Here is a 12,296-nt window from a genome sequence, read left to right on the forward strand (position 1 = left end):
CTCGTTCGTGGTCTTCGCGCCCAGGTGGTTCCTGGCGGCGCGGGCCCTTCGACCGAGTACGTCCAGTACGAGGCCGAAGGGCCCACACCACCAGGAACCACCTGGATCACGAACCCCATCGAACAGATTTGCCAGACACGCCCTAGCGTGGCGGCCATGGCTGATCTTCCACTGGCTCTCGTCACCGGTGCCACCCGCGGCATCGGCGCCGCGGTCGCCCGCGCGCTCGCCCCCACCCACCGCCTGCTGCTCGGCGGCCGCGACGCCGCCACACTTGGCGAACTCGCCGTCACGCTGCCCGACGCGCGGCCGTGGCCGATCGACCTGACCGACGCCGAAGCACTCGAAGCGGCGACCGCCGAATTCGGCGAACTGGACGTGCTGGTGCACTCGGCCGGGGTCGCGCGCCTCGGCACGATCGAGACGACGACCGACGCCGACTGGCGGGCGAACTTCGAGGTCAACGTGCTCGCCGTCGTCACGCTGACCCGGCAACTGCTGCCCGCGCTGCGTACCGCGAAGGGCCATGTCGTCGTGATCAACTCCGGCGCCGGGCAGAGCGCGCGTCCTGGCTGGGCTCCGTACGCCGCGAGCAAGTTCGCGGTCCGCGCCTTCGCCGACGCGCTGCGGGAAGAGGAACCGACCCTGCGCGTGACGTCGATCTACCCCGGCCGCACGGATACCGAGATGCAGCAGGCGATCATCGCCGACGAGGGCCGCGCCTACGAGCCGGAACGCTTCCTGCGCCCCGAATCCGTCGCGTCGGCCGTGCTCGGCGCCGTCTCGGCCACCGGCGACGCCCACCCGACCGAAGTGACCCTTCGGCCGCGCGGCCTGGTCTAGTTTCGCCCGCTTTCGCAACACGTCCTGCTCGGCCGCGGTGCCTTGGCCCGCGCCTCCCAAGCCCGGCACATGCCTTGAAGGCCCCCTTTGAGACGTTCACCGTCTCAAAGGAGGCCTTCAGGACACACGACTTCGCCACCACGTCGCGAAAGCCACTTTCGCAGGACGGGTGGGGGGCTGGGTAGGTGACCTTAAGAGCGCAGCCGGGCCGAGGTTTCGGCGACTTCGGTCTGGATTTTGGCTCGGTCCACGCGCAGGGATTCGCCGTCGCCGACGACCTGTTCGCCCGCGACCCATACGTCGCGGACGCGGCGCGAGCCGGCGGCCCACACCAGGTTCGAGAGTAGTTGTTCGTCGGGGACGTCGATGCCGGCGGCGAAGGCGGGGTCGTCGAGGTCGACGTGCACCAGGTCTGCCCATCGGCCGGTTTCGAGTGCGCCGATGTCGGTGCGGCCCAGTGCGTCGGCGCCGCCGCGGGTGCCGAGCAGGAACGCGTCGGCGGCGGTCAGCACAGTCGAGTCGCCGGTCGCGAGTCGCGCGAACATCGCCGAGAGCTGTAGTTCTTCCCACAGGTCGATGTCGTCGTTCGACGCCGGGCCGTCCGTGCCAAGGCCGACGGCGACCCCGGCTTTGCGAAGGTCCGTCACTCGTGCGATGCCCGAAGCGAGCTTCGCGTTCGAGCCAGGGCAGTGCGCCATGCCGACGCCACGGGCGGCGAAGAGGGCGATGTCCTCGTCGGAGAGATGGATGGCGTGCGCGGCCAGTGTGCGGCCCCGCAGCATTCCGACCTTCTCCAGCAGCGCGGGTACCGAGCCGTGCTCTTCGCGTTGTTTGACGTCTTCGAGTGCTGCCTCGGCCACGTGGATCTGCACGAGCGCGCCGCGTTCGGCCGCCGATTCGGCGGTCGCGCGCAGTGCGTCGGCGTTCAGCGTGTACGCCGAGTGCGGTCCGTAGCCGACCTCGATCCGCTCGCCGGGGCCGAACCGGAGGCCGTCGGTGTCGATCCAGCGTTCGATGCCCTTGAGCATCGCGCGCCAGTCCATTCCCGGCAGTTCCATGATCGGCGGGCCCAGCACCATCCGGCCGCCGGTGGTGAGTACCGCGTCGGCGAGCTGCTCGCCTTCGAAGTACATCTCCGCGCTGGTCGTGACGCCGTGCCGCAGCATCTCGACCGAGCCCAGCAGCATGCCGGTCCGGATGTCGGCGGGTTTCAGCTTCGCCTCGGTCGGCCAGATGATCTCGTGCAGCCAGCGCAGCAGCGGCAGGTCGCCACCCATCCCACGCAGCAGCGTCATCGGGCTGTGCGCGTGCGCGTTGATCAGACCGGGCAGGAGGATGCCGCTCAACCGGGTCACGGGAGCGGACGTTTCGGGCGCCTCGGCGGCGGGCCCGACATGGGAGATACGCCCTGCCTCGTCCACGTCGACCACGGCGTTACGCAGCAACGAGCAAGCGGGGTCGGCGGGGAGAACGACAGGAGCGTGGAAACGGCGTTGCATGAAAGGAGCTTACTTTCAGTCCACCACGCCGCTGCGCCACGCCCAGGCCGCGATCTCCACCCGGTTCCGCGCACCGACCTTGCCCTGCACCGACGCCAGATGCGTCTTCACCGTCGACAGCGAAAGGAACAGCTCGGTGCCGATCTCGGTGTTCGTCAGCCCCTTCGCGGCCGCCTTGACCACGTCCAGCTCACGCGCGGTCAACGGCTCGGAAGGCGGATGGGCGTCGCGTTTCACGGTCCCGCCGTCGAAATGCTTCAACAGCCGGACGGTGATCTGCGGCGAGACCAGCGCATCACCGCGCGCGGCCGCGCGCACCGCTTCGATCAGCAGCGCGGGCCCGGCGTCCTTCAGCAGGAAGCCGCTCGCGCCGTTCCGCAGGGCGGTGTGCACGTACTCGTCCAGATCGAACGTCGTGACCACGACCACCTTCAGTGGATCGGCGACGTCCGGGCCCGCCAGCTGTTTGGTGACCTCCAGCCCGTCGATCCCTGGCATGCGGATGTCCAGCAGGCAGACGTCCGGCCGCAGCTCCCGCGCCTTCGCGACCGCCGAGACACCGTCCGCCACGTCGGCGACCACCTCGATGTCGTCATGGCTGTCCAGGATCATCCGGAAGCCGATCCGCACCATGTCCTGGTCGTCGGCGATCAGTACCCGGATCACTCTTCTCCTTCAAGTGGTAGCCACGCTTCGACGCGCCAGCCGCCACCCGGCGCGCGTCCGGCGGAGAGCCGGCCGTGCAGCAGGGCGACGCGTTCACGCATCCCGATCAGACCGTAGCCGCCCGACCCGCCGGCCGGACGGCGCTCCTGTTCGCGCCCGTCGTCGGTCACCTGGATGTGCAGTTCCGCGCCGACCACTTCGGCGATGACCAGCGTCTCCTTCGCGCCGGAAGCGTGCTTGCCGACGTTTGTCAGCGACTCCTGCACCAGCCGCAACGCCGACCGCCCGACCTCGTGCGGCACGTTCGACGGCAGTTCGAGCTTCATCGACGTCTTCACGCCGTGGTTCGACCGGTCGATCAGCGTCCGCAGGTCGGCGGCGAGATCGGTGGTGGCCTGCTCGCTGAACTCGCTGCTCCCGGCCGGGGCGTCCCCGCGCATGCTCCGCACGAGCCGCCGCATCGCCGCCAGCGCCTCCACCCCGGCGTCCTCGATCCGGCCCATCGCCTCGACCGCGACCTGCGGGTTCTTCTCACCCATCAGTTTCGCCGCCTGCGCCTGCACGACGATCCCGGTCACATGGTGTGCGACGACGTCGTGCAGTTCCCGCGCGAGCGCCATCCGTTCGGACGTCTGCGCGTCGCTGATCGCAGACTGGATTACCTGGGTCCGTTCGGAATCACGCGAACGAAGTGCCAGGCCGACGGCCACCGAGATACCGAGCAGAAGGAGCGCGGCGAAGGAGAGCGTCGCGATCATGTCCGGGTCGGTCATCAGTTTCGGGCCCGGCCGTTCGGCGTTGACCACCGAGGCGATCGCCACCACCCCGGCCAGCCCGGCGATCCGCGGCACCGACCGGCTGAGCCCGGCCGAACGGACCAGCGTGACGACCGCGCCCATCCCCGCGACCACTTGGGTGCCGGGTACCCCGCCCGGCATCGCGTACTCGTATTTGAGCCGGAGGAACGGCGTCACCATCGCCGAAAGCAGTATGACGGCGGCGAGTCCGATCATCGCGTCACCCGGGCGGCGGGGAGCGGTGACCGCGATCGCCGCGGCGACAATCGAGCAGACCAGCACGGGAAAGCCACGTGCCGCGCTCGCGTAGGTGGAGGCGAACTCCAGGATCAGCGTCAACGCGAGCAGGCCGATGAGCGGCCACTGGCCCATCACCAGCTTGTTGATTTTCTGCAGCCGCTCGTAACGGTGTGGATTCGCATCGCTGTCACGGCCGGGGATCGCGAAGGCCAGTGTGCCGACGAGCAGGACTCCGCCGAACAGCATCGCCTGCGCCATGGTGCCGTTCGACGTGGAGCCGTAGTAGTACCGGCCGGATACGGCGGCCAGCGTGGCGACCACCAGCCCGGTGCACAAGGCGAACGCGACGCCTGCCCTGGTCCGCCGCGCCGCGTAGAACAGGATCTCCACGCCTGCCACCACCTCGGTGATGGACAGGTGGGCGAGCACGCTCGAGTAGGCCGGGACGTCGAAGTACCGGATGACCAGCGTGTAAGACACCAGCACGGTCGAGGCGGCGACGGCGGCGACAGCGGCGCGTTTCTGCGCCCAGAGCGCGCAGAACACCATCGCGAAGATGCCGGGGAACAGCAGGAGGTCGATGCCTTTCCGGCCGGCCTGGTCGAACGCGGCGTCAGTGATGAACAACAGGTCGAAGACGAGCGCGGCCAGCAACACGACCGCGGGCATGCCGAGTCGCCGCACGAGGGTGCTCACGCGTGTGTAGAAGGTGTTCTGTGGTGGACCTGCTGTCACACCGTGACGGTAGAGGATCCGCCGCCGTCCGCACCTTGGCCGACCGGCCCGACCCTCCTCGGCCGATCGGCCGATGCGCCCGGCGGCAGCACTGGCCGTCTGCCCGAAGTGGACACGGGTGGTTCACCGCGAAGCTCTTCCCCGAAGCGCAACACGAGCGACAAGGGAGACTCACGGTGGTAGATCCACAGTGGACAGGGCAGCCGGTGCTTTCGGGCCGCGGGCTGGTGAAGCGGTACGGCACGCAGTACGCGCTGGCCGGGATCGACATCGACATCCAGGCGGGTGACGCGGTCGCCATCGTCGGGCCGTCCGGTTCAGGCAAGACCTCCCTGCTGCACGTGCTCGCGGGGATCCTTCGCGCCGACTCGGGGCAGATCTTCCTTGCCGGTCAGCGGGTCGACCAGCTCAACGAGCGTAAGCGCAGCGAACTGCGGCGTACCGAGTTCGGCTTCGTGTTCCAGTCGGGGATGCTCGTCGCCGAACTGAGCGCCGAGGAGAACGTCGCACTGCCGTCGCTGCTGAGTGGCAAAGGGCGTAAGGAATCCATCGAAGCAGGCCGCGAATGGCTGACGAAGCTCGGCCTCGAAGGCAAGGAGAAGCGCCGCCCCGGTGAGCTTTCCGGCGGCGAGGCGCAGCGTGTCGCGATCGCACGGGCGCTGACGCACCAGCCGAAGGTGATCTTCGCCGACGAGCCGACCGGTGCGCTCGACACCCGCACCGGCCGCGCCACGATGGACGCGCTGCTCGTGGCGGCGGCGGACAGCGGCGCCGCGGTGATCGTGGTGACGCACGACCGTGAACTCGCCGAAGCCATGCCGCGGACGGTCTCCATCCGTGACGGCCTGATCGCGACGAGGCTGGCTGCCTGATGAACAGCTTCCAGCTGGCCATGCGGGTGCTCCGGGTCGACCGCCGGACCCGCACGTCGGCCATCCTCACCGCGGTCGGGGTCGCCGTCGCGACCAGTCTGGTGCTCCTGCTGGCCTCCCTTCCGGGTGCCACGCAGGCCCGCTCGCAGCGGGCGATCTGGCAGGACATCTACAGCTACAACTCCCCGCCCGGCGAAACGGCCCAGCGTTCGGCGCCGCTGCTGATGGCGGCGAACAAGGACTTCACCGGTGACCGCGAGATCATCCGCGTCGACGTCGCACAGAGCGGCACCTCGCCGATGCTCAGCCTGCCGCCGGGGATCCCGAAACTGCCCGCTCCCGGTGAGGCGATCGTTTCGCCCGCACTCGGGAAGCTGATCCAGTCGACGCCGCAGGCCCAGCTCGGGGACCGGTTCGGCAAACTCGTCGACTCGCTCGGACCCGAATCCCTGAGGTATCCCGAGCAGCTGGTCGCCGTCGTCGGCCACACGCCGGAATCGATGCCGAAGTCGGCGCTGGCCGCGGACGCCTTCCCCAACAACCAGGCGAAGCCGGATCCGCTGCTCCAGCTGCTCGCCTGGGTCGGTGTCATCGTGCTGCTCGTGCCGAGCCTGGTGCTCGTCGCGTCTTCGGCCCGGCTCACCGCCGCACGGCGTGAGCTGCGGATGGCCGCGCTCCGGCTCGCCGGGGCGACTCCCGGCCAGGTGACGAAGATCGTCGCCGCCGAGACGGCGTTGTCCGCGGTCGTCGGCGCGTTGCTCGGCATCCTGGTCGCACCGGCGTTGCAAGGGCTCTCGACGTTCGTCCCGTGGGGTGGTGGCACCTGGCAGGCCTCGGACTTCAGTCTTTCGCTGGGCTCGACCATCGCGGTCGCGGTGGCGATCCCGCTCTTGGTGGTCTTCGCCGGGGTGCTCGGCATCCGCCGGGTGCTGAAGACGCCGCTGTTCGCGGCCTCGGCGCACGCCCGCAAGCCGCTGCATTGGTGGCGTCTGCTCGCGGTCCCCGTGGCCGGTGCCTTCTTCCTGTTCGCGGTCAGCCAGGACAACGCCAGCCTGGGGATGGTGATGTTCGGTCTGTTCCTGCTGGTCGGGTCGGCCGCGATCATCGGACCGTGGGTCACGTCGGCGGTGGGTGGCACGTTCGTCCGTGTCTGGCGCAAACCGGCGTCGCTGCTGGCCGGGCGGAGGCTCCGTGACGACCCGAAGAGCGCCTACCGCGCCACAGCGGGTGTCGTGCTCGCGGTGTTCACCGGCTCGATGGCGCTGACGCTGCTGCCCTCGTTCGAGTCGATGGCCGGTGGCGGACGGACCTTCAAGGACGAGGTCCTCTACGCCAACGCCGACGCGACCCACGTGCGGCAGATGGTCGACCAGACCAACGCCTCGCTCGCGAAGCAGGGTGTGGCTGAAAAGGCCGTCGCCGTCGGCCAGGTCTACCTGGCCAGCGGCGAAATGCAGGCCGATGGCAACAACCAGTCGCTGAACCGGGCCTTCGTGATGACCTGCGAAGACGCCACGAAGCTGCTTCGCGTGAACATCGGCGGCTCCTGCCGGCCGGGTCCCGCGCTCTACGGCACGTACTCGATCGACCCGGCGAAGTACCGCGTGACGTCGGACTGGGATCAGGCCGGTGAGCAGCTCGGGAACGTCCCGGTGCGTACGTTCGCCGAGCCCGGAAAGGACACCTCCAGCACGCTCGTCATCGATCCGGCCCTGCTGCCCGCGGGCGTCAAACCGAAGAACCTGGACGTGGTCGTGCCGACCACACCGGCGAACGGCGAGGTCGTGCGGACGGCGCTGGTCGGGGCGGCTCCCGGCGAGGAGGTCGGCAGCCGCTCCCTGCACATGATCAGCCAGCAGCAGGAACTGGCCGACCTGCGCCGCGTCACCGTGATCGGCCTGATCGCCGCCGGTGTGCTCGCCGGCTGCAGTGCGGCCGTGGCGACCGCGGGTTCGGTGATGGACCGCCGTCGCACCTTCGGGGCACTCATCGCGGCCGGGACACCGGTCCGGGTGCTGGCGAGGGCGCTGCGGATGGAGGCGGCCCTGCCCGCGATGGTGGCCACCCTCGGCGCGGGAGTGGTCGGGATCGGCGTGGCGATGGGGCTCTACAGCATGGTCGAGAAGGATCCGGTCGTGCTCAGCCCGTGGCTGCTGGCGCCCGTGGTGCTGGGAATCGGGGTGGCGTTGCTCGGGGCATCCGTCTCGACCCCGGCACTCAAGCGGATCCAGTCGGAGCCACTGGCCGACGAGTAAAAGGTTCGCCCGAATGGCGTCATGACGCCTGGGCGGGCAGGTCTCGTGGGTGGAGTCGGAGGTACCACTCACGAGCCGGGTGCCCGGTCGTCCCTCTGTCGGGGGAGGGATGAACGGGCGCCGGGGATGCGCAGGGGGCGTCCCAAGGTTCGGGGTGTAAAGAAAGGGCCGGTCAGGACGGGGGACGTCCTGACCGGCCCTTTCAGGCGTGTTACGCCCTCAAGCACGCGAGTTACGCCCTCAAGCACGCGAGTTACGCCCTCAAGCACGCGAGTTACGCGCTCAAGCACGCGAGTTCAGGCGTGCTGGACCCGCTCGAAGATCAGGTCGTGCGACACGCGGCCTTCGACGTCGGCGCGGTTCTCGAACTTGGTGACCGGGCGCCACTCCGGCCGCGGTGCCCAGCCGCCGGGCTCGCCGTCGTGACGATTGCGCAGGAGCGGCTCGGCCGAGCAGACCTCCATCATCTGCTCCGCGTAGTTCTCCCAGTCGGTCGCCAGGTGGAAGGTCCCGCCCGGCGCGAGCCGCGAGGCCACCAGCGCGACGAACGCGGGCTGCACGATCCGCCGTTTGTGGTGCCGCTTCTTCGGCCACGGGTCCGGGAAGAACAGCCGGATCCCGGACAGGGTGCCCGGCGAGACGTGCTCGGTCAGCAGCACGACGGCGTCACCGTGCAGCAGCCGCAGGTTCTCCACGCCGAGCTTCTCCGCGCGCAGCATCAGCTGGCCGAGCCCCGGTTCGTAGACCTCGACCGCGACGTAGTTGAGTTCCGGCGCGGCGGCCGCGAGCTGGGAAGTGGTCTCACCCATCCCCGAGCCGATTTCGACGAGCACCGGGGCCGGCCTGCCGAACCAGTCGTCGAAGTCCACCGGGCCGTCCGGCAGTTCGCCGACCGTGCGGCCGAGTGACGGCCAGAGTTCTTCCCACGCTCGCTGCTGCCCGACGGTCATCCGGCCGCCGCGTTTGACATAACTGACCACGCTGCGCATCCGTGGCTGGTCCTCGTTCTCCACCCGCCCATTAAACGGTGGGTGTCGGCGGAGCTGAGACGTCCCCCGCCAAAGTGTCAGCGGACCGCTTCGAACTCCCCCAGCCGGGACCGCAGACCGGCGAATCCGGCGACCGCGATCGGCGTCGGCGTCGTGCTGGAATGCGCGGGCAGAAGGTCGATCCAGCCGTCGTGGCGGCTGGTGTTCAGCACCGTGGTCGGGATCGAATGCCCGGATGCTCCGCGTTCGGATGGGATGAACTCCCAGTAGCCGGATTCGCCGTCCGCGGCCCACGGGACGAATTCCCATCCGGGACGCCTGCCGAGCAGGCCGGCGATGCGGTCTTCGATGCGGAAACCGAGTTCCCGCGATTCGAGCCTGCCGTCCACGACGGCGCGAAGCCACCATGGCGCGGGGATTTCGCCGTGCATTCCACTGGACGCGCGATACAGCGCGACAACGAGATCTTCGGGTGCGCGGTGCACCCAGGCGCGGCGGATATCGGATGGCCGGGTCGCGGACGCCACCGTGCGGGGCAGTTCGATCGCCTGTGACCATTCGAGGTCGAGCATGGGCTCGAGCCGGGGCTGGGTACTTTCCGTGCGGGCTTTCGGGATCATGCGTTCTACTCCCTGACCGGAATCCACCGTCAAGGATCACCTCCGGGGCCGAGAGCCGAAAATGCGGCTCATACCGAGCATCGCCCGGTCAGGAACAGTATGTCCGCTTCCTGTGAGAGAAGCCACAGGCTCTTAACGTGGACTTGACTCCTTTGGTGGCGGTAAAAGCTCACGCGTCCCTTCGGTGGGTGATCATCAGACCGGCCGCATAGACAATCACGCAGATACCAGCGAAATAAGCCAAATAGCCCCACGGCCCCAACGGCGGTGCGAGTTTCAGCATCGAAACCGTCAGATCCGGTCCGGAAAACTGATTCGCCGCGAAAAACGGCATCCACTGGTAGATGTCGTCGCCCACGCGCGGAATCAGCATGACGAGCGCCTCGATCAACTGCGTCCAGACCAACGCGAACCCGAGCGCGAACGCGGGACTGCGGAACAGCAGGCCGAGCCCGACGCCCAGCAGCCCGGTCAGCAGGAAGGTGATGCACTGGCCTGCCACCGCACGCCAGTCCGCACCCGAGCTCAACCCCAGGTCGGCGGCCGGTTTGATGAGATAAGCGATCGCCCACGAGCCGAAGCCCACCAGCAGCCCGATCAGCCCGGAGAACACCCCGACGACGGCGCCCTTCGCCAGCAAGGCGGGCACACGCGACGGCACCGCCTGGAAGGTGAGCTTCATCGTGCCCCAGTTGAACTCGGTCGCCGCCGACAGAATGGCGAGGATCAGCACCACGGTGCGGCCGAGCGCGCTGGCGATCTGCGTCGAGGTGACGTCCGGTTGCCCTTCCAACGGAACGAAACCGAAGAACAACGCGGTGTAGGCGACCGCGACCACGACCGCGATCCCGGCGCACCACCACGGCGCCCGCGTGCTCAGCAGCTTGATCCGCTCCGCGCGGATCATATTCGCCGCGGTCATCGGGCGACCTCCGGGACCTGGCCGGTGCCGTATTCGACGGCTTCGGCGGTGAGTTGCATGTAGGCGTTTTCGAGTGACCCGGTGAGCGGGCTCAGCTCGTGCAGGGTCGCGCCCGCGGTGAAGGCGAGCTCGCCGATGTCGTCGCTGTCCACTCCGGACACGATGAGCGCGCCGTCCTCCTCCCGGAACTCGGCGCCCTTCTCGGTCAGCGCCGTCCGGAGCTCGGGCAGATGCGGGCTGCGCACCCGCACGCCGAGGCTCTTCGCGCGGCCGACGAAGTCTTCCATCGTGCCTTGGTAAATCAGTTTCCCTCGGCCGATCACCACGAGGTCCTGCGCGGTCTGCGCCATCTCCGGCAGCAGGTGGCTGGACACGAACACGGTGCGGCCCTCGGCGGCGAGCGCGTGCATCAGCTGCCGGATCCACACGATGCCCTCGGGGTCGAGCCCGTTGACCGGCTCGTCGAACAGCAGCACCTTCGGGTCGCCGAGCAACGCCGTCGCGATCCCGAGCCGCTGCGACATGCCCAGCGAGAACTGCCCGGCCCGTTTGCCCGCGACCGAATCCAGACCGACCAGCCGGAGCACCTCGTCGACGCGTTTGTCGGAAAGGCCGTTGGTCGCGGCGACCCACCGCAGATGCTCGCGTGCCGGGCGGCCGGGATGCCGCCAGGTGGCGTCGAGCATCGCGCCGACCGTCCGAAGTGGATCACGCAACGCGCGGTAAGGCTTGCCGTCGATGTGCACGGAACCCGACGTGGGGTTGTCGAGGCCGAGCACCATCCGCATCGTGGTGGACTTCCCTGCCCCGTTGGGCCCCAGGAATCCGGTGACGCGGCCCGTTTCGGCCGTGAAGGAAAGGTCGTCGACGGCGACCTTGTCGCCGTAGCGTTTCGTCAGTCCGGTGGCCTCGATCATCGGCCCTCCCTCCAGCGGATTACGACATTACCCAACGTGATGCCCTGCGGCCCAACGGGAAAGGACCGGGCTGCCCCCGACAGACGGCCCGGTCCTTGTTCCCCTTTTTCTCCCCGTCCGGACGACTCGCTCCCCCGAGCGGGACGTCCGGCTTCTCCCCTGTGGAAGTCTTTACGCGTCGCGCTTGTTCGCGACGACCAGCGAGATGGTCAGCATCACCAGTGCGAAACCGGCGAAGTAGGCCAGCGCCCATCCCGGGCTGAGTACCGCGTCCGACGGCGGCGGGCCGTCCAGCTGCCCGCTGCGCGAGCCGGTGATGAACTTGTCGGCGACGTTGAACGGCATCCACTTGTGGATGTCCTGACCGATCTTCGGGATGAGCGGGATCAGCCCCTCCAGCGCCAGGTTGTAGATCAGCAGCAGCGAGATCGCGCCGGCGCTGTGCCGGATCAGGATGCCGATGGCGACCGCGACCACCGAGGCGAGGGCGAACACGACGCCGACACCGGCGATGTTGATCCACTCCGCGGTGGTGTTCAGCGAGAGGTCTTCCGGCCGCATGACCGAGGAGAGGCCCCAGGCGCCGAACGCGGCGACCTCACCGATCACGAGTGACAGGATGGCGACGACGCCGGTCTTCGCCAGCAGCGCGGCGGTGCGGTTCGGCACGGCCTGGAAGGTGGTGCGGATGGTGCTGAAACGGTATTCGGTGGTGACCGACAGCGCGGCCAGCACCATGATCACGGCCATCCCGAACTTGTAGCCGAACTGGGTCAGGCTGACGTCGGTGAGTTCACCCGTCGGTGCGGCTCCGGCGATGATGGCGGCGAAACCGATCACGACAGCGAGGGTGATCAGCGCACACCACCACGGTGAGCGTGTGGTGAACAGCTTGATGCGTTCCACGGCGAGCAGAGTCATGGCTTTTCTTTCCTCAGCAG

11 protein-coding genes are annotated in these 12,296 nt (G+C 68.7%); 3 read left to right on the plus strand and 8 right to left on the minus strand.

The genetic code is table 11. From position 1 onward, the window contains the following. Nucleotides 1-156 precede the first annotated feature (156 nt). Complete coding sequence (locus AB0M65_RS22355) at nt 157-843, plus strand: SDR family oxidoreductase (protein ID WP_364030497.1); 687 nt, start codon at nt 157-159, stop codon at nt 841-843. Nucleotides 844-1,034: 191 nt separating this feature from the next. Here the strand turns inward: AB0M65_RS22355 and AB0M65_RS22360 are convergent, their stop codons facing one another. From AB0M65_RS22360 to AB0M65_RS22370, 3 genes are read right to left on the minus strand one after another with little or no spacing between them, the layout of a single operon-like run. Next, complete coding sequence (locus tag AB0M65_RS22360) at nt 1,035-2,342, minus strand: amidohydrolase (protein ID WP_364030500.1); 1,308 nt, start codon at nt 2,340-2,342, stop codon at nt 1,035-1,037. 15 nt (nt 2,343-2,357) lie between these two features. Next, complete coding sequence (locus AB0M65_RS22365) at nt 2,358-3,008, minus strand: response regulator transcription factor (protein ID WP_364030503.1); 651 nt, start codon at nt 3,006-3,008, stop codon at nt 2,358-2,360. Further along, entirely contained in the window at nt 3,005-4,780 is a 1,776-nt protein-coding gene (locus tag AB0M65_RS22370; protein WP_364030506.1) for a histidine kinase, read from the minus strand. Before AB0M65_RS22370 ends, AB0M65_RS22365 begins: the two co-directional genes overlap by 4 nt. A 176-nt stretch (nt 4,781-4,956) precedes the next feature. Between AB0M65_RS22370 and AB0M65_RS22375 the strand changes: the two genes are divergently transcribed. Continuing rightward, nucleotides 4,957-5,652, plus strand: a complete 696-nt coding sequence (locus tag AB0M65_RS22375; RefSeq protein WP_364030509.1) for an ABC transporter ATP-binding protein — start codon at nt 4,957-4,959, stop codon at nt 5,650-5,652. After that, a complete protein-coding gene (locus AB0M65_RS22380) occupies nt 5,652-7,907 on the plus strand; it encodes an ABC transporter permease (protein WP_364030512.1) in 2,256 nt (751 codons plus the stop codon). Before AB0M65_RS22375 ends, AB0M65_RS22380 begins: the two co-directional genes overlap by 1 nt. A gap of 296 nt (nt 7,908-8,203) precedes the next feature. On the opposite strand, the gene trmB is transcribed toward AB0M65_RS22380, so the two are convergent. From trmB to AB0M65_RS22405, 5 genes are all read right to left on the minus strand, one after another. Further along, nucleotides 8,204-8,896, minus strand: coding sequence for a tRNA (guanosine(46)-N7)-methyltransferase TrmB (gene trmB, locus AB0M65_RS22385; protein WP_364030600.1), 693 nt, complete (start codon nt 8,894-8,896; stop codon nt 8,204-8,206). A 77-nt stretch (nt 8,897-8,973) separates the two neighbouring features. Then, entirely contained in the window at nt 8,974-9,516 is a 543-nt protein-coding gene (locus tag AB0M65_RS22390; protein WP_364030515.1) for a hypothetical protein, read from the minus strand. Between the two features lie 169 nt (nt 9,517-9,685). Further along, a complete protein-coding gene (locus AB0M65_RS22395) occupies nt 9,686-10,438 on the minus strand; it encodes a hypothetical protein (protein ID WP_364030518.1) in 753 nt (250 codons plus the stop codon). Further along, on the minus strand, nt 10,435-11,355 hold the full coding sequence (locus tag AB0M65_RS22400; RefSeq protein WP_364030521.1) for an ATP-binding cassette domain-containing protein: 921 nt from the start codon (nt 11,353-11,355) through the stop codon (nt 10,435-10,437). Before AB0M65_RS22400 ends, AB0M65_RS22395 begins: the two co-directional genes overlap by 4 nt. Nucleotides 11,356-11,526: 171 nt before the next feature. Continuing rightward, nucleotides 11,527-12,276 carry an ABC transporter permease gene (locus AB0M65_RS22405; protein ID WP_364030524.1) on the minus strand — a complete coding sequence of 250 codons (750 nt, stop codon included), beginning with the start codon at nt 12,274-12,276 and terminating at the stop codon, nt 11,527-11,529. Between the last annotated feature and the right edge of the window lie 20 nt (nt 12,277-12,296).

Source organism: Amycolatopsis sp. NPDC051071, from assembly GCF_040682875.1.
In the GTDB taxonomy this organism is placed as follows: domain Bacteria; phylum Actinomycetota; class Actinomycetes; order Mycobacteriales; family Pseudonocardiaceae; genus Amycolatopsis.